The organism is Kitasatospora sp. Ki12 (assembly GCF_054601375.1).
The window spans coordinates 1,558,136-1,580,713 of record NZ_BAAIHT010000001.1; the positions used below are offsets into that span (position 1 = coordinate 1,558,136).

Genomic DNA, 22,578 nt, shown 5'->3' on the forward strand with positions numbered 1-22,578 from the left:
TCTCCTTGCGGGGGTGGGGCCTTGCGGGGCGGGGTGGTTCAGGCGGACACGAGGCCGGCGGCGCGGAAGGAGTCCAGCGTCGGGCGGATGACGGCGGTCATCCCGGCGTCGGAGACGGCGTCCAGGGTCTTCAGGCCGTCACCGGTGTTGATCGCGACGGTCTCCTTGGCCGGATCCAGCTGCCCGGTCTCGACCAGCTTCTTCAGCACGCCGACGGTCACCCCGCCCGCGGTCTCCGCGAAGATGCCCTCGGTCCGCGCCAGCAGCCGGATCGCCGCCACGACCTCCGCGTCCGTGACGTCCTCCACCGCGCCGCCGGTCCGACGGGCGATGTCCAGCACGTACGGGCCGTCGGCCGGGTTGCCGATCGCCAGCGACTTGGCGATGGTGTCCGGCTTGACCGGCTTGATCACGTCCCGGCCCGCCTTGAAGGCCGCCGACACCGGCGAGCAGCCCTCGGCCTGGGCGCCGAAGACCCGGTACGGCCGGTCCTCGACCAGGCCGAGCTTGATCAGCTCCTGCAGCCCCTTGTCGATCTTCGTCAGCTGCGAGCCCGAGGCGATCGGGATCACGATCTGCTCCGGCAGCCGCCAGCCGAGCTGCTCGCAGATCTCGTACGCCAGCGTCTTGGAGCCCTCGCCGTAGTACGGCCGAAGGTTGACGTTGACGAAGCCCCAGCCCTCGCCGGCCGGGTCCCCGATCAGCTCCGAGCAGAAGCGGTTCACGTCGTCGTAGTTGCCCTCGATGCCGACCAGCTCGCCGCCGTACACCCCGGCCATGACGACCTTGCCCTGCTCCAGGTCGTGCGGGATGAACACGCAGGACCGGAACCCGGCCCGGGCGGCCGCCGCGCCCACCGCGCCGGCCAGGTTGCCGGTGGAGGAGCAGGAGAGCGTCGTGTAGCCGAAGGCCCGGGCGGCCTCGATCGCGCAGGCCACCACCCGGTCCTTGAAGGAGTGCGTCGGGTTCCCGGAGTCGTCCTTGATGTGCAGCTGGGCGGTGAAGCCGAGCTCCCGGCCCAGGTTGTCCGCCTTCACCAGCGGGGTCCAGCCCGGGTTCAGGTTGGGCTTGGAGGCGACGTCGGCCGGGACGGGCAGCAGCGGCGCGTAGCGCCAGACGGACGCCGGACCGGCCTCGATCCGCTTGCGCAACTCCTCGGCGCCCTCGCTGCCGAAGTCGTAGGCGATCTCCAGCGGGCCGAAGCACTCCAGGCACGCGAAGCTGGGACCGAGCGGGAAACGGGTGCCGCACTCCCGACAGGACAGGGCGGTGGCGGGGCCGAGGTCCACGGAAACAGGTGCGACGGTGTCGATAGCCATGATGGCGAGGCCTCTCTCCTCATCTTCCCCGTGGCACGGTCGCGCCACAGGCCGGAATTGGCACCTGTCCCGCCGGGGCCTGTGACGACAGCCGAGCGAGAAGGTTGCCGGGACGTCAACGGGCCGTTCCCTCAGTCCCTCTGGATGAGCTTGTGAAATTGTGGTGGCGCTCAACGGTGACCCCGGCGTGCGAAGGTCCGACCGCTGTACGAAGACTGTATCCGAAGGCGTCATTCCTGAACGGGACCGTCCGCCACGCGAGATGACCCGTCCCACCCGACCCGCCGAGGAGACTTCCGTGCCCGCCGAACCGACCCCCGAGCTCCTCCCGCAGGCGGCGTCCTGGCTACGCCGCCGGTCCTGGAGCGCGGCGGACCGGCCGGTCCGCACCCTTCTCGACGCCAAGGAACGCACCGGGCGCACGGTCAGCGTCGTCCTCCCCGCCCTGGACGAGGAGGCCACCGTCGGCGACATCGTCCGCACCGTCCGCCGCGAGCTGATGGAACGCCTCCCGCTCGTCGACGAACTCGTCGTGGTCGACTCCGGCTCCACCGACGCCACCGCCGCCGTCGCCGCCGAGGCCGGCGCCCGGGTCGAGCACCGCGACGCCATCCTGCCCCGGCTGCCCGCCGCCCCCGGCAAGGGCGAGGTGCTCTGGCGCTCGCTGCTGGTCACCCGCGGCGACATCGTCTGCTTCGTGGACGCCGACCTGCGCGAGTTCGACCCGGCCTTCGTCTCCGGGATCGTCGGCCCACTGCTGACCGACGAGTCCATCCAGCTGGTCAAGGCCATGTACGACCGCCCCCTCGAGACGGACAGCGGCGTCATCGTCCCGGCCGGCGGCGGCCGCGTCACCGAACTCGTCGCCCGCCCCCTCCTCAACCTCCACTGGCCGGAACTCGCCGGTTTCGTCCAACCCCTCGGCGGCGAGTACGCGGCCCGCCGCTCCCTGCTCGAACGGCTGCCCTTCCCCACCGGCTACGGCGTCGAACTCGGCCTGCTGGTCGACGCCCTGGAGCTGGTCGGCCTGGACGCCCTGGCCCAGGTGGACGTCGGCGTCCGGCACCACCGCCACCAGGACGGCCAGGCCCTCGGCCGGATGGCCGCCACCATCTACCGCACCGCTCTCGAACGCCTCGACCGGGCCCACCGGCTCAAGGCCTCCGCCGACCTGGTCCGCCCGCACCTCACCCAGTTCACCCGCGACCCGGAGCCCCGGCCCACCGACGGCGGGACCCCGATCTTCACCCCCCGCACCTACGACATCACCGCCCTGGAACGCCCCCCGATGCACACCGTCCCCGAGTACGCCACCCGACATTGACGGGTTCACGGCCCCGTCGACGGGTTTGCCACGCCGGGCCCCCGGCAACATCCCAACCATGGGCGATCTCACGACCGAACGTTCGAGTGCGACCGGCACCGCCCCCGTCCTGGTGGCGTCCAACCGGGGACCGGTGTCGTTCAGCACCGCCGACGACGGCACGCTGACCCTGCGGCGCGGCGGCGGGGGCCTGGTCTCCGGGCTCTCCGCGATCGACGACCCGAACGCCGTCTGGGTCTGCGCCGCCCTCGGCGACGCGGACCGCAGAGCCGCCGCGGAAGCGCCGAACGGCCGCCTCGACCTGGCCGGCCACGACGTCGGCGGACAGGCCGTCCGGATGCTGGACATCGACCCCGAGACCTTCACCCGCGCCTACAACGGCGTCGCCAACTCCACCCTCTGGTTCGTCCACCACCTGCTCTACGCGACCCCCACCGCACCCGCCTTCGACGCCGACTTCCGCACCGAATGGGCCGCCTACCAGGCCTACAACGAAGCCTTCGCGAACGCCCTGGCCGCCGAAGCCGCCCCGAACGCCGCCGTCCTCGTCCAGGACTACCACCTGTCCCTCACCCCGGCCCTCCTCCGCGAAGCCCGCCCCGACCTGCGGATCGGCCACTTCTCGCACACCCCCTGGGCCCCGCCCGAGTACTACCGGCTGCTCCCCGACGACGTCGCCCGCGCCGTCCTCACCGGCATCCTGGGCGCCGACCGGGCCGGCTTCCTCACCGAACGCTGGGCCCGCGCCTTCGCCGCCTGCTGCGAAGACCTCCTCGGCGCCACCGTCGGCCACGAGGCCCTCACCGTCACCCACGAGGGCCGCACCACCCACCTCGGCGTCCACGCCCTCGGCGCCGACGCCGACTTCCTCCGCGAACGCGCCCACCGCCCCGACGTCGACGAACGCCTCGCCACCCTCCGTACGGCCGTCGGCGACCGCCGCACCATCGTCCGGGTCGACCGCACCGAGCTGAGCAAGAACATCGTCCGCGGCCTCCTGGCCTACCGGCACCTGCTCCGCACCCGCCCCGAGTGGCACGACCGGGTGGTGCACATCGCCTTCGCCTACCCCTCCCGCACCGACCTCGCCGAATACCGCGACTACACCGCCGCGGTCCAGGAACTCGCCGAGGCCATCGACACCGAATTCGCCACCCCCACCTGGCAACCCCTGATCCTGCACGTCAACGACGACTTCCCGCGCTCCCTGGCCGCCTACCGCCTCGCCGACGTAGCCCTCGTCAACCCGATCCGGGACGGCATGAACCTGGTCGCCAAGGAAATCCCGGTGGTCTCCGACCACGGCTGCGCCCTCGTCCTCTCCCGCGAGGCCGGCGCCCACGCCGAACTCGGCGACGACGCCCTCACCGTCAACCCGTACGACGTCATCGCCACCGCCGACGCCCTGCACGCCGCCCTCACCATGCCCGCGGAGGAGCGCGCCGACCGCACCAAGCGCCTCGCGGCGGCGGCCACCGCACTCCCCCCGCAGCAGTGGTTCCTCGACCAGCTCAACGCGCTTTAAGTTCCTCCCCCAACGCCCCCAACAGCTCGACCACGCCGGCCGGGCCCGGGACCACCAGGTCCGCCCGGTCGGCGAGTTCGCGCACCGGCGCGTCCCCCACCGCCCCGCTGCACACCAGCAGCCCGGCCACGCCCTCGCCCCGCAGCTCCTCCACCGCCGCGAAGGCCGCCACATCACCCAGGTCGTCCCCCGCGTACAGCACCGACCGGGCGCCGCGCTCCCGCAGGAACCCGGTCAGCGCCGCCCCCTTGTCCACCCCCGGCGGCCGCAGCTCCAGGACCAGCCGCCCGGGCTCCACCACCAGTCCGTGCCCGGCCGCCAACTCCGCCACCGGCGCCCGCAACGACTCCAGCACCTCCTCCGGCGCCTCCGTACGCCGGGTGTGCACCGCCACCGAGCGCCCCTTGTCCTCCAGCCACACCCCCTCGGGCGCCCCCACCCGCGCCAGCACCCCCGGCAACGCCTCCCGCACCGCCGCCACCCCCGGATGCACCTCCGGCGCGCTCACCTCCCCGTCCTCCCACCGCTCGGCACCGTAGTGCCCCAGCACCACCACCCCCGGCACCCCCGCCAGCCCCCCGTACTCCACCGCCAACGCCGCCGGCCGCCCCGTCACCACCACCACGGCCCCCACCTCCGCCGCCAGCACCCGCAACGCCCCCGCCACCCCCGGATGCGCCCTCGCCCGACTCGGATCAGCCACGATCGGCGCCAACGTCCCATCGAAGTCCAACCCCACCACCGCCTCCCGAGGCGCCCGCAGAATCGCCCGCACCCCATCCCGCCCAGCCTCGGTCCCCGGCACCCACACCTCTTCGAATCCCATACCGAGCCCCATACCCCCAACCACCAACCCCCACCACCCGCACCCACCCATCCGCACCCACCCCCCACCTCCCCCGCCCCGTCCCGGCGAGAGGGACGTGCCGCGGAAGGGGCGGCGCAGGGGGTGGGTGCGGAGAGGGGCGTTGCGGGTGATTTTCAGACTGCCAACGGCGACCACCCCCCACCCACAGAGTCGGCAGTCTGAAAATCATCCAGCCCCCGGAGCACCCACCCCGGAGCCGCCCCGCCCCCACCCTCCCGAGAGCCCCACCCACACCCAAGCCCCGCGCAGCGGAACCCCTCAACGAGCCGCCCGCCGGGCATCCCGCACCCGCCGCAACCGATTCACCAGCACCGGCGCCTGCGCCAACGCCTCCTCCCGGTCCAGCAGAGCGTTCAGCAGCTGGTAGTACCGCGTGGAGGAGAGCCCCAGCTCCTCCCGGATCGCCCGCTCCTTGGCCCCCGCCGTCCGCCACTGCCGCCCCTCCAGCGCCAGCACCGCCCGGTCCCGCTCACTCAGCTCGCCCACCGCGCACACCTCCGTCCACCACTACGGAGTGTCATTCTCCCGCGCGCCCCCGACACACACTGCTCGCCCCTCCGCCCGCCCGCCGCCGCTAACGTCACCCGCATGACCACGCCCATGACCACGCCCAGCTTCGCCCTGCACATCCCCGACGCCGAGCTCGACCCCGACCCGCTCGACCCGGCCCAGATCGTCTCCGGCACCCCCGAGGTCACCGGCAAGGTCCTCGCCGAGTCCGCGGACGGCCGCCAGCTGCGCGGCATCTGGCAGATCACCCCGGGCGTGGTCACCGACGTCGAGGCCGACGAGATGTTCGTGGTCCTCAGCGGCCGGGCGACCATCGAGGTCGAGGGCGGCCCCACCCTGGAGGTCGGTCCCGGCGACTGCGCCGTGCTGCGCGAGGGCGACCGCACCACCTGGACGGTCCACGAAACCCTCCGCAAGGCCTACGCCATCACCCTCCCCTGACCAGCACCGAGGCTCCAGAGGCCCGGCCCCCCACCCCGGGACCGGGCCTCACACCACACACGACGGGCCCACGCCCTACTTCCGCACCCGCGCCGCCTCCTTGGCCGCCGCATCCTGCAGCCCCCCGAGCACCAGCTTGGGCTCCGTGGTCACCGCCTGCCCGATCCCCGCCTTGATCCGGTTGCTGACCTCACCCCAGGCCGGGTCCCCGAACGGATAGAAGCTGGCGTTGCTCAGCCCGACCGCGAACTGCTTGAGGTCCGCGTGCTTCGGGTCCGTCGACATCTGGTTGAAGGCGTCCTGGGTGACCGGCAGCAGGTTGTACTGCTCGTCGAACTTCAGCTGGTTGTCCCGGCCGTAGACGAACGCCAGGAACTTCTTGATCTCGTTCTTGTGCCCGTTGGCCTTGAACGCCATCATCCAGTCCGCGACCCCGAGGCTGCCGGTCCGTCCGAGGCCGTCCTTCTTGGGGATCGGCGCCGTCCCGAAGTCGATGTTCCCGGCGGTCGCCATCCGCAGCAGCGTGGGGTGCCCGTTGAGCATCGCGACCTTCCCGGTCGCGAAGTCCTGGAACACCGGGGTGCGGTTCATCTTGCCCGGCTCCGGGTACGTCAGCCCGGGGCTCACCAGGTTGTTCTTCAGCCAGCTGAACGTCGCCTGGTTCTGGCTGCTGTCGATGGTGTAGTTGCCCACGTCGTCGGAGATGCTCCCGCCGCCGCTCAGCGTCCACAGCATGGATTCGGCGGGGGCCTCCTCCGGCCCGAGCGGGAGCCCGTACGGGGTCACTCCCGGCACCTTGGCCTTGATCTTCTCCGCGTCCTGCTTCAGCTCGTTCCAAGTGGCGGGCGGCTGCGCGATCCCCGCCTGCCGGAACATCGCCTTGTTGTAGAAGAGCACCCGCGAGGAGGACACGAACGGGATCCCGTACTGGGTGCCGAGCACCTGCCCGGCGTGCGTGAAGGTGTCCAGGAAGTTCGCCTGGGTGTCCACGGAGAGCACGTCCGACGCCGGGTAGAGCCGGTCCGCCGCGACCTGGTCCGCGAAGCCGCCGGTCTGCAGCAGGTCCGGCGACTTGCCGGCCGCGATCATGTCCTCGACCTTCTTGCCGATCTCGGTCCAGCTGTCCACCTCGACGCTGACCTTGATCCCGGGGTTGGCGGCCTCGAAGGCCCTGGCGACCCCGTCCCAGTAGTGCGCGGAGCCGGTCTCCGCGTTCTCGCCGTAGTCCGCCGCGACCAGCTTGAGGGTGACGGTCCCCTGGTCCTGCCCGCCGCACGCGCCGACCGCGGTGAGTGCCAGGGTTCCGGCCAGCACACTGCCGAGCACACGGGTGGGAACGTGGACGCGCCTGTTCAACGCGGGTACCGCCTTAGGGGGAAGAACTGCCGCCGGAACGAGGGAATCCGGCAGGGGGAGGCGCCACACTGCCAAACCGGCCGTCCACTGGTCCACACCACTGGCCCACCCCGACCCAGTAGTTATCGAAGTGCCCCGGGTCGTTGCACGATGCGCAACACCCACGCCCGCCCACCCCCGGATCACACTCGGACAACCTGGATTCAATCCCCCGGACACCCCGCGTCCGCCCCCGCTCCGGCGACCGCCCCAAACCGCCGCACACCCCCGCAGCTGCGACAAAGCTCACCCCGCATGGACCAGACCAATCCGACAACTGGACTAGACCTCTTCTACCCACCAAGGGAAACTGTCCTCCGTGAAGCACGTCATCGCACTCGATGTAGGCGGCACCGGCATGAAGGCCGCGCTGCTCGCCCAGGACGGCTCCGTGCTGTTCGAGGCACGCCGACCGACCGGGCGGGAGCACGGCACGGACGCCGTCGTCGCCGCCATCCTCGACTTCGCCACCGACCTGGCGGACGAGGGCCGCAGCCGCTTCGGCGTCGCCCCGCTCGCGGCCGGTGTCGCCGTCCCGGGGACGATCGACGAGAGGAACGGCATCGCGGTCTTCTCCGCCAACCTCGGCTGGCGGGACCTCCCCCTGCGCAGGCTCCTCGGCGAGCGCCTGGCCGGCCCCGACGGCAGCGCGATGCCGGTGGCCCTCGGCCACGACGTGCGGTCCGGCGGCCTGGCGGAGGGCCGGCTCGGCGCCGGACGGGGCGTGGACCGCTTCCTGTTCATCGCCCTCGGCACCGGCATCGCCGGCGCCATCGGCATCGGCGGCCGGATCGAGGCCGGCGCCCACGGCTACGGCGGCGAGATCGGCCACGTCGTGGTCCGCCCGGGCGGACCGCCGTGCGGCTGCGGCGCCCGCGGCTGCCTGGAGACGCTGGCCTCCGCCTCCGCCGTCTCCCGCGCCTGGGCCGAGGCCAGCGGCGACCCCGACGCCGACGCGGCATCCTGCGCCGCCGCGGTGGACGCCGGGGACGACCGCGCCCTCGCGGTCTGGCAGCGGGCCGTCGACGCCCTGGCGGACGGCATCATCCTCGCCCAGAGCCTGCTCGACCCGTCCACGGTGATCGTCGGCGGCGGGCTGGCCGAGGCCGGTGACACGCTCTTCGCCCCGCTGCGCGCGGCGGTCACCGAGCGTCTGACCTTCCAGATGCCCCCGGAGGTCGTTCCCGCCATGCTCAAAGACACCGCCGCGTCCCTGGGCGCGGGCCTGCTCGCCTGGGACCTGCTCTCGATGGAGGTGACCGCGTGACCACCGCGGACCGTGACCGTACTGCCCTGGCCGGCGCCCGCCTGGTCCTGCCCGGCGGCGTCGTCGAGGGCGACCGCCTGTCCGTCGTGGGCGAGCGGATCGCCGCCGTCACGAACGCCACGAGCGACGGCGGCACCGAACCCGGCGACCTCGACCTCACCGGGTACACCGTCGTCCCCGGCTTCGTCGACCTGCACGTCCACGGCGGCGGCGGCGCCTCCTACACCTCCGGCATCGCCGAGGAAGCCCTCCTCGCCGCCCGCACCCACCTCGAACACGGCACCACCACCACCGTCGCCTCCACCGTCACCGGCGAGATCGACGACCTCACCCGCCAGGCCGCCGTCCTCGCCGAACTCGTCGAGGACGGCATCCTCGCCGGCATCCACTTCGAGGGCCCCTTCATCTCCCACAACCGCTGCGGCGCCCACCGCCCCGACCTGCTGCGCGACCCCGACCCCGCCCTCGTCCGCAAACTCGTCGACGCCGCCCGCGGCCACGCCCGCATGCTCACCCTCGCCCCCGAACTCCCCGGCGGCCTCGACTCCGTCCGCATGCTCGCCGACCTCGGCGTCATCGCCGCCGTCGGCCACACCGACTCCGACTACACCACCACCCTCCAAGCCGTCGACGCCGGCGCCACCGTCGCCACCCACCTCTTCAACGCCATGCCCGGCATCGCCCACCGCGCCCCCGGCCCCATCGTCGCCCTCCTCGAAGACGACCGCGTCACCGTCGAACTCATCAACGACGGCGTCCACCTCCACCCCTCCGTCCTCGACCTCGCCTACCGCACCGCCGGCCCCACCCGCGTCGCCCTCATCACCGACGCCATGGGCGCCGCCGGCATGGGCGACGGCCTCTACCCCCTCGGCCCCCTCCAGGTCCAGGTCACCGACGGCGTGGCCCGGCTGGTCGAGGGCGGCGCGATCGCCGGCTCCACCCTCACCCTGGACGTGGCGTTCAAGCGCTCGGTGACGGTCAACGGCCTGACCCTCGGCCAGGCCGTCGAGTCGCTGTCGGCGACCCCGGCCCGGCTGCTCGGCCTGAGCGACTCCATCGGCTCGCTGGAGGCAGGCAAGCTCGCCGACCTCGTCGTGGTCGACTCCGACACCTACGACCTGGTCGCCGTCATGCGCCGCGGCCGCTGGATCCTCGGCGCCGACCGCTTCCCCACCGTCAAGCCCGCCTGACCGCTCCGCGCCGGGCCCCGAACGCCGACGGCCGCCCTCCCCCAGCGGGGACGGGCGGCCGTGGTGCGTCCGGCGGGCGGGCGGCTCAGCCGCTCGGCTCCAGGACGATCTGGTCGATCAGGATGGACGCCCCGGCGGGCACCGTGAAGCTCACCGAGTTCGGCCCGGCCTGGAGGCTCGGCAGTATCCAGGTGGTGAACCAGGAGGACGCCGGGTCCTTGGGGGCACCGTACGACTTGTAGGTCACCCCGCTCGGCCAGTCCTTGCCGTTCACCGCCGCGGCGCCCTTGAACTCCCCGGTGCCGGTGTAGTTGTAGTGCACGGTGAGCTTGTACGTCCCGGCCGTGGCGATCTCGCCGTTCCAGGTCACCGAGCCGCCCGGCTGGAGGGTCAGGTAGCTCCCGTCCGCCGACTTGGCGCCCTTGACGCTGTTGCCGGACGGCGCGTTCTGCCCCTGCAGCTGGCCCGCGTCCACGGTCGACGGACCGGCGATCGGGGTGGAGCTGGCCGACGGGGAGCCGCCGGCGGTGGTGTTGGCCGGCCCCGGGGTGGTGGGGCCCGATACGGCGGTGGTGGCGGCGCCGCCCTTGGCGGTCTTGTCGCCGTCCTTGTCACCGCCCGTGGAGAGCGCTATCCCGGCGCCGATCGCGATGGCCGCGACCACGGCGACCGCGCCGATCACCGCGCCCTTGCTGCGGCCGCTGCTCGGCCGCTCGTCCCCCGGCTGCGGCCGGGAGTGCTCGGCGTAGCGGGCCTGCTGGGCGGGCGCGGCGCCGTACTCGGCCTGCTGGGGCACGCCGGGCTGGCCGTACGGGGCCTGCGGCTGACCGCCCGGGTACCCCTGCGGCGGCATCCCCTGCTGGCCGTACGGCTGCTGCTGTTGCTGCGCCCGCGGCGGGTAGCCGTAGCCGTACTGGGTGCGCCCGACCTCCATCGGACGGCTGTACGACGTCCGGGGGACCCCCTGCTGCGGCTCGGCCGGCTGCCCGGTGGAGCCGTCGGCCGGGCGGTAGAGGTAGCCGAACGGGTCGTCGTCCTGCGGGGCACCGCCCCCCTGGCCTTCGGGCATTCCGTTGCTGCCGGCGGTCGTCACGGTGGTCTGCTCCCCCATCCGGTGCGCGCCGCCGGCTGCGGGCGGCGCAGATCATGGACGCTGTCGTACCGGGCACCCTACCTGCCGTACCTGACAGCCGGAAAAGAACCCTTGACAACTCGCGGGTAACCCGGCGTGGCCGGCGGCCCACGGGCCGTCGGTGCCGCGTCGTCCGTCCCCGTCCGGTCCTACGGCCCGCCCTAGCCCGCCCGCCGGTGGGAGCGCTCGCCGCGCGCACCGCGCACCGCGCCGCCGCGGGCGCGCTTCTCGTCGTACATCCGCTCGTCCGCGGTGTGCAGCACCTCCTCGATGCTCATCCCGCAGCCGGCCCAGCCGATGCCGAGGCTCACGCCCACCCGCATCGCCCGCCCGTCGATCCGCATCGGCGGGATGATCGCGTTGCGCAGCCGGTGGGCGAGGTCCTTGGCCTCCTCACGGCCGATGCCGTCGGCCAGCACCACGAACTCGTCGCCGCCGAGCCGGGCCACCGTGTCGCCGTCCCGGACGGCCTGGCTGAGCCGCCGGGCGACCTCGACCAGCACCGCGTCGCCCGCGTTGTGGCCGAACCGGTCGTTGATCGACTTGAAGCCGTCCAGGTCGCAGAAGAGCACCGCGAGGCCCTTGTCCACGGCGGCCGCGCCGCCGGAGCGGAACGGCGCGGACCAGGCCTCGCCGCCCGGCCCGTGGTCGGCCGGGACCACCGCGTGCACGTGCTCCCCGAAGCCCGGGCCGAGACCGGGCGGGCCGCCCTCGGGCAGCCCGTAGCCGTGCACCGCGGCGGCGTACGGGTCCGCGCCCTCCAGCCCGTCGTGCGCCGCGTGCGCGCTGTAGGAGTCCGCCGGGTAGCCGTACGGCGGCGGGTAGGCCGCCTCGGCCGGTCCGGCCGCGGCACCGACCGGCTGCGGCTGGGCGCAGAGCCGGCGGGCCAGCCGGGCCTTGAGCTCGGCGCCGTTGGGCAGGCCGGTGAGGGCGTCGTGGCTGGCCCGGTGGGCGAGCTGGAACTCGTGCCGCTTGCGGTCCTCGATGTCCTCGACGTGGGTCAGCAGGAAGCTGGGGCCCTCGGCCGCGTCCGCCACGATCGAGTTGCGCAGACAGACCCACTGGTAGCCGCCGTCGCGCCGGGAGAGCCGCAGTTCCGCCCGGCCGCTCTCGGCGCTGGTGCGCTCCAGCAGGGCGCGGTCCTCGGGGTGGACGAGGTCGGCGAAGCTCTGCTGGCGCAGCACCGCCCGGGGGCGGCCGAGCAGTCGGCAGAGCGCGTCGTTGACCCTGGTCAGCTGGCCGCGCCCGGCGCCGTGCAGTTCGGTGATGGCCATCCCGCTCGGCGCGTACTCGAAGGCCTGGCGGAAGCTTTCCTCGCTGGCCCGCAGGGCCTGCTGCTCCTTCTCCAGGCGGGCCAGCGCGCGCTGCATCTCGGCCCGCAGCCGGGCGTTGCCGATCGCGATGGAGGCCTGCAGGGAGAACATCTCCAGCGCCTCGCGGGTCCAGGCCCCGGGCCGCTTGCCGCTGCGCGGGCGGTCCACCGAGAGCACCCCGAGCAGGTCGCCGCCGGCGCTGTACATCGGGGCGAGCAGGCCGTCGGCGGGGTGCCAGTCGTTGGCGTACACGGGCAGCGAGCCGTCCCCGATCCAGCGCGGGATGTCGCTGGCGACGGCCCAGCCGCGGTCGTACGGCAGGAAGCGCAGGGTGCCCCAGTGGTCGCTGACGCCGAGCAGCCGGTCCCAGGACTCGCGGGACCCGACCTGGCCGAGCAGCACGGAGGGGCCGCCCATGGGGCTCTCCTCCAGCTCCCAGACGGCCGCCACCACGAGGTCGCCGTCCGGGCGGACCAGGCTGACCGCGGCGGCGTCGAAACCGAGCCCGTGCACCGCGCCCTCGACGACGGCCTGCAGCGTCCCCGCCAGGCTGCGGGCAGCGTTGAGGTCCGCCACGACCCGGTGCAAGGTGCGGAGGGTCGCGAGACGGACGTACGGCTCCGACTCGGCTTCCATGCGGGGGCTCCCCGGCTGCTTCGGATAGTTCTTGATTGGTTATCGTCCGATTGCCAGAAGAACTGAATCACAGGGAGCACAGCGTTCGGCACGCTCGGTCAGCAATAGGACGCCACTTGTGACTTAAATCACACGACACTAATGCGCCCTTAATCAGCTCATCCGCCCCATAGCGGGACATAAAGCGCTATCGGTACTTTTCCCTTGGTCGACCTCATCGGCCGACGACTGAAGCCGGCTGCGCCCGCCGGTCCGTCCGCTTCACCCCTGAGGGTGAGTCCGGACCCCGGCCGCGCCACCGGCTTCGCCACCCGGGTTCGCCACCGGTCCTACGACCAAGGCCCGATGCCGTTCCCCGCGGGTGACGACTACCGTGCGGTACGTGTACCCGTCCCCGCAGCCCGAAGCTGCCCCCCACGCCACGCCCGACGAGTTCCGGGCAGCTCTCTCCCAGCTCGCCGCCGGCGTGAGCCTGGTGACCGTCCACGACCCGGAGGACGGCGAGGACATCGGCATGACCGCCACCTCCTTCCTCTCGGTGTCGCTGGAGCCGCCGCTGGTGCTGATCTCGGTGCGCGAGGACTCCCGGACGGACGAGGTGCTCTCCCGGGTCGACACCTGGGCCGTCTCGGTGCTGACCGAGGGACAGAAGACGATCGGCTCGCGCTTCGCCATGAAGGGCCGGCTCAGCGACCGGCTGCTGTTCGCGGACACCCCGCACCACCGCGGGCCGCGCACCGGCGCCCCGCTGATCGAGGGCGCGCTGGCCACCGTCGAGTGCCGCACCGAGCAGCGGATACCCGCGGGCGACCACACCCTGCTGCTCGGCCGCGTCCTGGAGGCCGCGGTGCCCGCCCCGGACGGCCGTCCGCTGCTCTACTTCCGCGGCGGCTACCGCTCCCTGGGCTGAGCCGGGGCGTGTCCTGCGGAGACGCGCCCTACTCGCCGCCCCGCGGCGACCGGCGGCCCTGCTTCACGTCGGAGCGGTGCTTCTTGTTGAACAGCCGGCGCTCGACCATCCCCCGGCTCGGCTTGGTCGCCCGCCGGGTCTTCGGCGGCGGCGCGCACGCCTCGGTCAGCAGCGCCGACAGCCGGGCCGCGGCCGCCTCCCGGTTGCGCCACTGCGAGCGGAACTCCGAGGCCTGGACCACCAGCACCCGGCCGTCCACCAGCCGCCCGGCCAGCCGTTCCAGGGCACGCCCCTGCCACACCTCGGGCAACGCCTTGGTGGCGGCGAGGTCGAAGCGCAGCTCGACCTTGGAGTCGGAGGTGTTGACGTGCTGGCCACCGGGGCCGGAGGAACGCGAGAAGCGCCAGACGAGCTCGGCGTCGGGGACGACCACCGACCCCCGTACGCGGATGGGCTCAGGCATGCGCCCATCATCCCGCGCCCGCCCCACCCGGTCACGCAGTTATTCGCCCGCTCGCCTCCGGGGCGGATTGCCCGGCGCGGGCAGCGGGCTGCTCGGCTCCGGGCGGCCGGTTACCCGCACCCGCCCCGAACCCCGACAATGGCGTACGTGATCGAGCTCGGCTACTCCCTCTCCAACCGCTTCCCCGACCCTCCGCAGACGGACTACCGCACCGCGTCCGTGCACGCCCTGCGGTACGACCTGTTCTGCGGCGACGTCTACCTGGACGCCGAGGGCGCCGAGCTGTCCACCTCCTGGGGCTGGGTGCCGGTGCTCGACTTCGCCTGGGCGCTGTGCGACATCACCGAGCTGCTGGACCGCGACCCGGGCGGCAGCCGGGCCGCCCGGGTGCAGACCGCCGACCTCGACTTCACCCAGAACACCCACCTGCTGCGCTTCGCCCGCCGCTTCAACTGGGTCGAGGTCACCGCCACCTGGCTGCCGGACGAGCCGACCGCCGTGATCCGCCACAGCGACCTGCGGCGCGAGGCCCGGGACTTCCTCCAGGACACCCTCGCCGACCTGTGCGACATGCACCCCGACCTGGCCGACAACCCGAACATCTGGTCACTGCAGGGCCGGTTCCGCCGGATCTGACCGCGGTCTTTGCCCCGGCTTTGCCCGGCCATTCACGCTTACGAAGAATTCACGGGGCCGGGCGGAACCAAGTCCCGGGAGTATTGCGTTGTCCCGGGGAAAAGCGCACGAAGCGAACGAAGGGACAGCAATCGCCATGCCAGTGAGCCTCTCCAAGGGTGGCAACGTCTCGCTGACCAAGGAGGCCCCCGGCCTGTCCGCGGTCACCGTCGGCCTGGGCTGGGACGTCCGCACCACCACCGGCGCCGAGTTCGACCTCGACGCCAGCGCGATCGTCCTGAACGCGGACGGCAAGGTGCTGTCCAACGCCCACTTCGTCTTCTTCAACAACACCAGCACGCCGGACAACACCGTCGTGCACACCGGTGACAACCGCACCGGCGAGGGCGCGGGCGACGACGAGTCGATCAACGTCAACCTGGCCGGGCTGCCGGCCGAGGCCGTCAAGATCACCTTCCCGGTCACCATCTACGACGGCGTCGCCCGCGGCCAGAACTTCGGCCAGGTCCGCAACGCCTACATCCGCGTGGTGAACGCCGCCGGCAGCGCCGAGATCGCCCGCTACGACCTCTCCGAGGACGCCGCCACCGAGACCGCGATGATCTTCGGCGAGCTCTACCGCAACGGCGCCGAGTGGAAGTTCCGCGCCGTCGGCCAGGGCTACGCCTCCGGCCTGGCGGGCATCGCCCAGGACTTCGGCGTCCAGCTCTGACGCACCCCCTGAGCACCCCCTGACAACGCCGCGGCGCGGGAAGTCGGTCCGACCGGCTTCCCGCGCCGCGGCGTTCGTGCACCCGTCTCAGCGCGAGGCGCGCAGCTCCGGCAGCTGGATCAGCTCGGTCTCGTCCTCCGGCGTCAGGTCCACCACGGTCGGCCCGCCCGGCTGCGAACCGCCCTGCGGCTGCTCGGCGACCGGCTGCGGCTCCCGCCCGCCGTCCCGCACCGCGGCCGACTCCGCCGCCCGGGCCTCGGTCGCGGCCTTCGCGGCCACCGCCTCGTCGCCCACCACGTCCGCCAGGTCGGTCCGCTCGCCCAGCTCGGCGACGCTGCCCACCGCCGGCGCCGGGGCCGCCGGGCGCACCGCCCCGCCCGCACCGCGGCCGAAGAAGCTGAAGCCCTGTCCGCGCGCCTGCCCGGACTGCGCCGGCCGCGGCCGCTGCCGCTCCGCCGGTACGGGCGCCGCGGCCGGTGCGGCCTGCGCCCCGCCGAGCTGACCCACCGTCGCCGTCAGCGCCGGCCGCACCGGCGCGGGCTGCACCGGGGGCGTGGCCACCGGCGCCGCGGCCGGCCTGGGCACCGCGGGGGCCACCGGGGCGGGCACCGCCACCGGCGCGGCCTGGGTCGGGGTCTGGAGCTGGGCCTGGGGCTGGGTCTGGGTCTGGCTCTGGGGCTGGCTCGGGGTCTTGGTCGCCGGGGCGGCGTGCGCCCGCAGCGCGACCTCCGCACCCGCCGTACGGGCCCGCCGCTCCTCCTGCTCGGCCGCACGGCGCTCCAGCAGCCGCAGCACGGCCGCCGCGCGCACGAACGCGGCCGGGCTGGCCGGATACCTGGGACGGCTCGCGGCGAGCGCCCGCTGGGCCGCCTCGGCCTCCTTGAGGGCCTGCTCGGCCACCGACACGGCCCGCTCCCGCAGCAGCCGGGCGATCTCGGTCTCGGCCTTCGCCAGCCGGGACTTCTCCGCGGTCAGCCGCCGCCCGAAGCGGGTGGCCCGCTCCTCGGCGACCTCGGCCGCGTACTCGGCCTCGGCCAGCTGCTCCTCGAACCGCTCCTCGGCGCGCAGCCGCTGCGCCGCGGACATCTCGGCGGCCGCCCGGGCCGCCTTGTCCCGCTGACGCAGCAACAGCGCGAAGCCGAGCGTCGCGATCACCGCCGCGATGCCCACCGAGCGCACCAGGATGGTGTCCTGACTGAAAAGGAGTGCGGCCAGAGCGGCTACCAGCAGTACGCCGGCGGCGGTGGGGGGAAAGACCCGGCCGAGGACGGAGGAATGACGGTGGCGTCCGCGAGACATGCCAAGAAACTAGCGTGCGAATTGGGGCCCTGTCAGCCCAGGGTCCCCTTCCACCCTTGACAGGGGCAGGTTTTTACCGCACGTGCCCGGATTCTCACCCAAGATCACGAAGAAGGCCCTGCTCAGCGGTGGGAGGCCGCCGGACCACTCGGACCGTCGTGGTTCTCGGGCAACTTGCAGACGTGCTGGAGCCAGAGCGCCGCGGCGATCACCGCGGCCCCCGCGAGCACCGCGAACCCGGCCGTGACGGCCTGGTCCTTGCGGGCCGACACGTCCAGCTCCCCCAGCAGGTAGATCCCCGCCCCCGCGTAGATGCCGGTGGCCACCGCCGAGACCAGCGCGCTGGCCTGCCCCAGCACCAGCGCCCGGGCCGCCAGCAGCGGGTCGACCCCCTTGGCGCCGGGCTGCCGCTCACGCGCCGCCTTCAGCCGGGACCGCAGCGACAGCGCGGTCGCCAGCAGGATCACCGCCACCGCCGCCAGAACCACCGGCGCCGCGCCCGGCACGGCCGGCAGCGTGTCCAGGGAGGCCCACAGCTTGGAGCCGGCCCAGGACAGCGCCGTCGTGGCGGCGGTGATGCCGATCAGCAGACGGAGGCGAAGCAGCTTCACTCGGAGGAGGTCCTTCCCGGGGTACCAGAGCCGGCCGGCCGCCAGGTGACCCGACGCGGCGGCGCCAGGCCACCGTACCGGGCCCGGCCGGGCGGACACCCGCACGAACGGCGGACACCTACTGGTACGGCCGGGCCCCCGGCCGAGTTCCCCCGGCTGTTACTCGCCCACTCGCCTCCGGGCCGCTCGGATCCGGCGCCGACGGTCGGCGCTCCAAGGCCCTCGTCCCTCGGGCCTCCTCGCTTCTCCCTTTCGGCACCGGCGCGCCCCTTCAGCTCGGGGCGGGCACTCGCCCACTCGCCCATGACGCGGCTCGGGGCAGGTGGCGCCGACGGCCTACTCCGGCAGCGTCAGCCGGATGTCCTCGCGGCGGACCACGCCCTGCGCGTCCGGGCCGCCGAGCGCCTCCAGCAGCGCGTCGACCCGCCCGTGCCCGGGCACCTCGGCCTCCGGCTGGGCGTCCAGCCAGGGGGCGAGCACGAAGGCCCGCTCGTGCGAGCGCGGGTGCGGCAGCAGCAGCTGCGGGTCGTCGCTGAGCTCGCCCTCGTAGGTCAGGATGTCGACGTCCAGGGTGCGCGGGCCCCAGTGGACCGTCCGCACCCGGCCGAAGGCGTCCTCGATCGCGTTGCCGCGCTCCAGCAGGTCCCGCGGCGGCAGCGAGGTGCGCAGCACGACGACGGCGTTGTAGTAGCTGGGCTGCTCCTCGGGGCCGCCGACGGCCTCGGTCTCGTAGACCGCGGACACCGCCTTGATCCTCAGCCCCGGGGTGTCGGCGAGGGCGTCCACGGCACCCTGCAGGGTGTCCAGCCGGTTGCCCAGGTTGCTCCCCAGCGCGATCACCGCGCAGCGCTGGCTGTGCAGGGTCGTGTCGGCGGAGTCCACCCGGCTCTCCAGGTCGAACGCGTTCGGCGTGGCGGTCGGGTCGTCGCTGCTCATCGAAAAGGTTCCCTCTGCATCGGATACCGGGCGCGCGGTGGGGGTCATGCGCGGCCCCGGTGGATGGTCACGGTCACGTCGTCGAACGGCACGGTGATCGGGGCGTCCGGCTTGTGCACGGTGACCTCGACCTCCTCGACCGCTTCGTGCTTGAGGCACTGGTCGGCGATCCGCTGGGCCAGGGTCTCGATCAGGTCGACCGGCTCCCCGGCGATGATCGCGGTGACCTCCTCGGCCACGATGCCGTAGTGCGCCGTGCGGGTGAGGTCGTCTCCGGACGCGGCGGGGCGGGTGTCCAGGTAGAGCACGAGGTCGACCACGAAGGTCTGGCCCTCGACGCGCTCCCGCTCGAAGACGCCGTGGTGGCCCCGGGCTCGCAGCCCCCGCAGGGTGACGCGGTCCAGCAAACGAATCACTGCTCCCAGTCGGACGGGCCCCGCCCGGTGAAAGGCATGGACGGGCAGGGCGAAGGCGGGCAGCACGCCCGCCACTCCGTTTCGAATCTACCCGCGAGCACGGACAACGCCTGACCGTCCTACCCGGCACCGAACGGCGCCACGCGCGCCGGAATGGCGATTGACGTGAACGTTCGGTGACCACTCGGGAATTCCCGGGCGGCGCACCGGCACCGTATTCCGGCAGCCGCCGGAATCAGTCCTCGTCGTCCTCGTCACCGCTGGTCAGAACGGGTGAACCGTGGTGCGACCAGAGCTTCCACCCGGCCGGGGTACGACGGAACAGATTCGTCGACACGACCTTTCCGCCGACCAGCGGTCCGAGTTCGCCCTCCTCCTCCGCCTCGCCCCCGGACAGGATGTTCTCGGTGCACGTGACAAGGGCCACATCACCGTGGACCTCGGCCTCGACATCGGTCAGGAAGAACTGGATGTACTCGGTGTTCATCATGATGAGCATGTACGAACGGGTCACCTGCGCCCGGCCGCGCAGCACCGGCCAGCCGGGGTGCACGCACACCACGCCGCCCTTGTCGTCGGCGTCCGCGGCGCCCAGCCAGGCGCCCTCGACCGCTTCCAGGTCCCCCCGTTCCAGCGCCTCGTAGAGCGCTCGGTTCGCCGCCAGCACGGCCTCCAGGTCCGCCTCGCGGGCCCGTCCGGCCGTTCCGCCGCTCAACCTGCCGTCACCTGTCACAGACCCTCCCTCACCCCTGCCGCGCCGCGCGCTGCCAAGCCGCGACCACCCGGACGGCGTCCGCCGTGCCGGACACGTCGTGCACCCGCACCGCCCAGGCTCCGGCCCGGGCCGACAGCACCGACACCGCGGCCGTCGCGTCGTCGCGCTCCCGGGCCGGGCGCAGTTCCCCGGTTGCCGGGTCGGCGAGCAGCGTACCCAGGAACCGCTTGCGCGAAGCCGCCACGAGGACGGGACGGCCGAGCGCGGTGAGCGCGTCCAGCCGGCCGAGCAGCGCCCAGTTGTGCTCGGGGGTCTTGGCGAAGCCGAGCCCCGGGTCGAGGATCAGCTGGTCCTCCTTGACCCCGGCGGCCAGCAGCGCGTCCACCCTGGCGGTCAGCTCGGCGACCACGTCCCGCACCACGTCGTCGTAGACGGCCAGCGCGTCCATGTCGGCGGACTGCCCGCGCCAGTGCATCACCACGAAGGGCGCGCCGGTCTCGGCGACCACCCGGGCCATCGCCGGGTCGGCCAGGCCGCCGGAGACGTCGTTGACGACCACGGCGCCGGCCTCCACGGCCCGCTCGGCGACCGAGGCGCGCATGGTGTCCACCGAGACCATCACCCCGGCGTCGGCGAGCTCGCGCACCACCGGGATCACCCGGCGCAGCTCCTCCTCCTCGGGCACCCGCTGCGAGCCCGGCCGGGTGGACTCGCCACCGACGTCCACCAGGTCCGCGCCGCGGGCGCGCAGGGCGAGCCCGTGCGCGATCGCCTTGGCGGGGTCGTGCCAGAGCCCGCCGTCCGAGAAGGAGTCGGGCGTGACGTTGACCACGCCCATCACGGCGCAGCGCTCGAGCCGCGGCAGACCGGCCGGCAGGGTGAAGGACGGCGTTTCGCTCATGCGCCCATTATCGAACGGGGCCCCCGCCGGGGATTCCCGGCGGGGGCCCGTTTCGGAGCTCCGGTGCCTCAGGCGGCCTCGGTGACCTCGCGGGTCGACGGCACCGGCATCAGGCCCTCGCGCTGGCGCTTGCGGCCGAAGCGCGGCATGCCGAGCGTGATGAAGGCCTCCGCCTGCATCGCGGCGAAGCCGATCCGCGGCAGGTCCCGGGTGTTCGGGAAGACCAGGAAGCGCGGCTCCCACTCGGGCTGGAACTTGGCGTTGAACTTGTACAGCGACTCGATCTGGAACCAGCGCGACAGGAAGACCAGCAGTCCGCGCCAGGCGCGCAGCACCGGGCCGGCGCCGATCCGCTCGCCGCGGGCCAGCGCCGAGCGGAACATCGCGAAGTTGAGCGACACCCGGCGGATGCCCATGGCGCCCACCGCCTGCAGGGCGGCGACGATCAGCAGCTCGTTCAGGCCCGGGTCGGCGGCGCGGTCGCGGCGCATCAGCTCCAGCGAGATGCCGTCCGGCCCCCAGGGCACGAAGTGCAGCACGGCCTTCAGGTCGTCGCCGCTCTCGCCCTCCTCCGGGTCCTTGTGCGCGGTGACCACGACGCAGTCGTCGTCCAGCGGGTCGCCGAAGCGGCCCAGCGCCATCGAGAAGCCGCGCTCGGTGTCGGTGCCGCGCCAGCGGGCGGCGGCGTCGGCGATCCGGTACTTCTCCTCCGCGGTGAGCTCGGAGACCCGGCGCACCTTGCAGGAGTAGCCGTTGCGCTCGATGCGCTTGACCATCTGGCGGACGTTGCGCATGGCCCGGCCGGAGAGCGAGAAGGTGGAGGTGTCGACGATCGCCTCGTCGCCCAGCTCCAGCGCGTCCAGGCCCGCCTCGCGGGTCCAGACCTCGCCGCCGACCTCGCTGCAGCCCATCACGGCCGGCACCCAGGCGTGCTCGCGGGCCTCGGCCATGAACACCTTGATCGCGCCCGGCCAGGCCTCGACGTCGCCGACCGGGTCACCGGAGGCGAGCATCACGCCGGAGACCACCCGGTAGGAGATCGCGGCCTTGCCGGTGGGCGAGAACAGCACGCTCTTGTCGCGGCGCAGCGCGAAGTAGCCCAGCGAGTCGCGCTCGCCGTGCCGCGCCAGCAGCTCGCGGACCTTCGCCTCGTCCTCCTCGGTGAGCTCGGGCTTCGGCTTGCCCGGGCGCAGCGCCAGGTAGGCGGTGGTGAAGGCGGTCAGCAGGCCGAGCCCGCCGAGCAGGTAGGCGACCAGGTCGGACATCCGCACGTTGGTGTAGCGGACCGGGCCCTCGAAGCCGAGGAGTCCGTAGCCGACGTGCTGCAGGCGCTCGCTCAGGCCCGGGTGGCCGATCTCGTACTTGGTGCGGGTGCTCACGATCAGCAGGCCGAGCAGCACGCTGAGGAGGCCCATGACGACCAGGTTGACCACGGCCCGCCAGCGGGTGCGCGGGTCGGCCTTGGCGTAGAACTCGCGCTGGTGGACCAGCATCACGGCGAGGACGAGCAGCGAGACGACCGCCGGGCCGACCTGGTGCCAGCGCACGATGTGCAGCGCCGCGCCGACCGGCAGCAGCACGCACACCGCCCGCCAGGCCCGCCGCTTGCGCCGGCGCAGCGCGTGGGCCAGCGGCACCAGCAGGATGCCGACCATCAGCGTGCCGACCGCGGCCAGGCTGGTGGTCCCGCCCGGGAGCTGCCCGGCGAAGGTGTGCATCTTGGTGTGCCGGAGCTTGGGGAACACCGCGCTGGCGATGTCCACCAGCCCGATCAGCAGACAGGCGTAGCCGACCGCGCCGGGGAGCCACGCCCTCGGAACAGCGGCCGCCTGGGTGCGCAGCGTCTGCAGGCCGCGACGACGGCGCGGCGGCTGCTCGGGGCTCGGCTCAACGGACACGGGAACGCTCATGGAAGCTCAGCGTAGAGGCTGCGGTGGGGTGTCCCGTCCCTCCGGGGGAGGACGCGTGATGGACCTTCATGCCTATTCCTTCATCAGGCAATGCGCATACCAAGGACCCGGAAACGGTCGGTAAACCGGGACCGTGGACGCGCTGC

22 protein-coding genes and 1 riboswitch are annotated in these 22,578 nt (G+C 73.2%); of the genes, 8 read left to right on the top strand and 14 right to left on the bottom strand.

The genetic code is table 11. The features are described 5' to 3' along the window. Positions 1-38 precede the first annotated feature (38 nt). A complete protein-coding gene (gene thrC / locus ACYP53_RS06700; protein ID WP_189919807.1) occupies positions 39-1,319 on the bottom strand; it encodes a threonine synthase in 1,281 nt (426 codons plus the stop codon). 16 nt (positions 1,320-1,335) lie between these two features. Continuing rightward, a riboswitch (SAM riboswitch) is annotated at positions 1,336-1,470 on the bottom strand. A gap of 147 nt (positions 1,471-1,617) precedes the next feature. Here thrC and ACYP53_RS06705 point away from each other — a divergent pair. Then, the gene (locus tag ACYP53_RS06705) at positions 1,618-2,643 is read left to right on the top strand and encodes a glucosyl-3-phosphoglycerate synthase (RefSeq protein ID WP_459646897.1); all 1,026 of its coding nucleotides are present in this window, start codon (positions 1,618-1,620) and stop codon (positions 2,641-2,643) included. A 58-nt stretch (positions 2,644-2,701) separates the two neighbouring features. Beyond that, positions 2,702-4,168, top strand: coding sequence for an alpha,alpha-trehalose-phosphate synthase (UDP-forming) (locus ACYP53_RS06710; protein WP_459646898.1), 1,467 nt, complete (start codon positions 2,702-2,704; stop codon positions 4,166-4,168). On the opposite strand, the gene otsB is transcribed toward ACYP53_RS06710, so the two are convergent. Both otsB and ACYP53_RS06720 read right to left on the bottom strand, forming a co-directional pair. Then, positions 4,155-4,994 (bottom strand): trehalose-phosphatase, encoded by an 840-nt coding sequence (gene otsB, locus ACYP53_RS06715; RefSeq protein WP_459646899.1) that lies wholly within the window; start codon positions 4,992-4,994, stop codon positions 4,155-4,157. The two genes, ACYP53_RS06710 and otsB, sit on opposite strands and share 14 nt — an antisense overlap. Before the next feature lie 300 nt (positions 4,995-5,294). Beyond that, complete coding sequence (locus tag ACYP53_RS06720; protein ID WP_189919793.1) at positions 5,295-5,522, bottom strand: DUF3263 domain-containing protein; 228 nt, start codon at positions 5,520-5,522, stop codon at positions 5,295-5,297. A 114-nt stretch (positions 5,523-5,636) separates the two neighbouring features. Here ACYP53_RS06720 and ACYP53_RS06725 point away from each other — a divergent pair, with 114 nt between their 5' ends. Beyond that, the gene (locus ACYP53_RS06725; protein ID WP_189920112.1) at positions 5,637-5,987 is read left to right on the top strand and encodes a cupin domain-containing protein; all 351 of its coding nucleotides are present in this window, start codon (positions 5,637-5,639) and stop codon (positions 5,985-5,987) included. Positions 5,988-6,062: 75 nt separating this feature from the next. Here the strand turns inward: ACYP53_RS06725 and ACYP53_RS06730 are convergent, their stop codons facing one another. Beyond that, positions 6,063-7,301: an extracellular solute-binding protein gene (locus tag ACYP53_RS06730; RefSeq protein ID WP_189919791.1), complete on the bottom strand. Its 1,239-nt coding sequence runs from the start codon at positions 7,299-7,301 to the stop codon at positions 6,063-6,065. Positions 7,302-7,701: 400 nt separating this feature from the next. Here ACYP53_RS06730 and ACYP53_RS06735 point away from each other — a divergent pair, with 400 nt between their 5' ends. After that, entirely contained in the window at positions 7,702-8,649 is a 948-nt protein-coding gene (locus ACYP53_RS06735) for an ROK family protein (RefSeq protein ID WP_459646900.1), read from the top strand. Continuing rightward, positions 8,646-9,842: an N-acetylglucosamine-6-phosphate deacetylase gene (nagA, locus tag ACYP53_RS06740; RefSeq protein WP_459646901.1), complete on the top strand. Its 1,197-nt coding sequence runs from the start codon at positions 8,646-8,648 to the stop codon at positions 9,840-9,842. Before ACYP53_RS06735 ends, nagA begins: the two co-directional genes overlap by 4 nt. Positions 9,843-9,927: 85 nt before the next feature. Here the strand turns inward: nagA and ACYP53_RS06745 are convergent, their stop codons facing one another. Continuing rightward, positions 9,928-10,935 carry a carbohydrate-binding protein gene (locus ACYP53_RS06745; protein ID WP_459646902.1) on the bottom strand — a complete coding sequence of 336 codons (1,008 nt, stop codon included), beginning with the start codon at positions 10,933-10,935 and terminating at the stop codon, positions 9,928-9,930. Positions 10,936-11,135: 200 nt separating this feature from the next. Beyond that, entirely contained in the window at positions 11,136-12,923 is a 1,788-nt protein-coding gene (locus tag ACYP53_RS06750; protein ID WP_189924878.1) for a GGDEF domain-containing protein, read from the bottom strand. Positions 12,924-13,296: 373 nt separating this feature from the next. Here ACYP53_RS06750 and ACYP53_RS06755 point away from each other — a divergent pair, with 373 nt between their 5' ends. Next, positions 13,297-13,833: a flavin reductase family protein gene (locus tag ACYP53_RS06755; protein ID WP_459646903.1), complete on the top strand. Its 537-nt coding sequence runs from the start codon at positions 13,297-13,299 to the stop codon at positions 13,831-13,833. Positions 13,834-13,861: 28 nt separating this feature from the next. Here the strand turns inward: ACYP53_RS06755 and arfB are convergent, their stop codons facing one another. Then, complete coding sequence (arfB, locus tag ACYP53_RS06760) at positions 13,862-14,296, bottom strand: alternative ribosome rescue aminoacyl-tRNA hydrolase ArfB (protein WP_189924866.1); 435 nt, start codon at positions 14,294-14,296, stop codon at positions 13,862-13,864. 138 nt (positions 14,297-14,434) lie between these two features. Between arfB and ACYP53_RS06765 the strand changes: the two genes are divergently transcribed. Both ACYP53_RS06765 and ACYP53_RS06770 read left to right on the top strand, forming a co-directional pair. Continuing rightward, positions 14,435-14,932, top strand: coding sequence for a hypothetical protein (locus ACYP53_RS06765; RefSeq protein WP_459646904.1), 498 nt, complete (start codon positions 14,435-14,437; stop codon positions 14,930-14,932). Positions 14,933-15,068: 136 nt separating this feature from the next. After that, positions 15,069-15,644, top strand: coding sequence for a TerD family protein (locus tag ACYP53_RS06770; protein WP_189924862.1), 576 nt, complete (start codon positions 15,069-15,071; stop codon positions 15,642-15,644). An 87-nt stretch (positions 15,645-15,731) separates the two neighbouring features. Here ACYP53_RS06770 and ACYP53_RS06775 read toward each other — a convergent pair whose 3' ends face one another. From ACYP53_RS06775 to ACYP53_RS06805, 7 genes are all read right to left on the bottom strand, one after another. Beyond that, positions 15,732-16,943 (bottom strand): hypothetical protein, encoded by a 1,212-nt coding sequence (locus tag ACYP53_RS06775; protein ID WP_459646905.1) that lies wholly within the window; start codon positions 16,941-16,943, stop codon positions 15,732-15,734. Positions 16,944-17,065: 122 nt separating this feature from the next. After that, entirely contained in the window at positions 17,066-17,554 is a 489-nt protein-coding gene (locus ACYP53_RS06780) for a DUF3180 domain-containing protein (protein WP_189924857.1), read from the bottom strand. A 336-nt stretch (positions 17,555-17,890) separates the two neighbouring features. Beyond that, positions 17,891-18,490, bottom strand: a complete 600-nt coding sequence (gene folK, locus ACYP53_RS06785) for a 2-amino-4-hydroxy-6-hydroxymethyldihydropteridine diphosphokinase (RefSeq protein ID WP_189924855.1) — start codon at positions 18,488-18,490, stop codon at positions 17,891-17,893. Between the two features lie 44 nt (positions 18,491-18,534). Next, the gene (folB, locus tag ACYP53_RS06790) at positions 18,535-18,894 is read right to left on the bottom strand and encodes a dihydroneopterin aldolase (RefSeq protein WP_030059580.1); all 360 of its coding nucleotides are present in this window, start codon (positions 18,892-18,894) and stop codon (positions 18,535-18,537) included. A 247-nt stretch (positions 18,895-19,141) separates the two neighbouring features. Continuing rightward, positions 19,142-19,621 carry a nuclear transport factor 2 family protein gene (locus ACYP53_RS06795; RefSeq protein ID WP_189924853.1) on the bottom strand — a complete coding sequence of 160 codons (480 nt, stop codon included), beginning with the start codon at positions 19,619-19,621 and terminating at the stop codon, positions 19,142-19,144. A gap of 28 nt (positions 19,622-19,649) precedes the next feature. Continuing rightward, a complete protein-coding gene (gene folP / locus ACYP53_RS06800; RefSeq protein ID WP_459646906.1) occupies positions 19,650-20,522 on the bottom strand; it encodes a dihydropteroate synthase in 873 nt (290 codons plus the stop codon). A gap of 68 nt (positions 20,523-20,590) precedes the next feature. Then, complete coding sequence (locus ACYP53_RS06805; RefSeq protein WP_189924849.1) at positions 20,591-22,432, bottom strand: phosphatidylglycerol lysyltransferase domain-containing protein; 1,842 nt, start codon at positions 22,430-22,432, stop codon at positions 20,591-20,593. Positions 22,433-22,578 lie beyond the last annotated feature (146 nt).

Excerpts from the sequence above, each read along its gene's own strand:
- thrC (WP_189919807.1), bottom strand. The coding sequence starts at position 1,319 with ATGGCTATCGACACCGTCGCACCTGTTTCCGTGGACCTCGGCCCCGCC.
- ACYP53_RS06750 (WP_189924878.1), bottom strand. The coding sequence starts at position 12,923 with ATGGAAGCCGAGTCGGAGCCGTACGTCCGTCTCGCGACCCTCCGCACC.
- ACYP53_RS06805 (WP_189924849.1), bottom strand. The coding sequence starts at position 22,432 with ATGAGCGTTCCCGTGTCCGTTGAGCCGAGCCCCGAGCAGCCGCCGCGC.
- ACYP53_RS06725 (WP_189920112.1), top strand. The coding sequence starts at position 5,637 with ATGACCACGCCCAGCTTCGCCCTGCACATCCCCGACGCCGAGCTCGAC.
- folP (WP_459646906.1), bottom strand. The coding sequence starts at position 20,522 with ATGAGCGAAACGCCGTCCTTCACCCTGCCGGCCGGTCTGCCGCGGCTC.
- ACYP53_RS06765 (WP_459646904.1), top strand. The coding sequence starts at position 14,435 with ATGGCGTACGTGATCGAGCTCGGCTACTCCCTCTCCAACCGCTTCCCC.
- ACYP53_RS06770 (WP_189924862.1), top strand. The coding sequence starts at position 15,069 with ATGCCAGTGAGCCTCTCCAAGGGTGGCAACGTCTCGCTGACCAAGGAG.
- arfB (WP_189924866.1), bottom strand. The coding sequence starts at position 14,296 with ATGCCTGAGCCCATCCGCGTACGGGGGTCGGTGGTCGTCCCCGACGCC.
- ACYP53_RS06775 (WP_459646905.1), bottom strand. The coding sequence starts at position 16,943 with ATGTCTCGCGGACGCCACCGTCATTCCTCCGTCCTCGGCCGGGTCTTT.
- otsB (WP_459646899.1), bottom strand. The coding sequence starts at position 4,994 with ATGGGATTCGAAGAGGTGTGGGTGCCGGGGACCGAGGCTGGGCGGGAT.
- folK (WP_189924855.1), bottom strand. The coding sequence starts at position 18,490 with ATGAGCAGCGACGACCCGACCGCCACGCCGAACGCGTTCGACCTGGAG.
- ACYP53_RS06710 (WP_459646898.1), top strand. The coding sequence starts at position 2,702 with ATGGGCGATCTCACGACCGAACGTTCGAGTGCGACCGGCACCGCCCCC.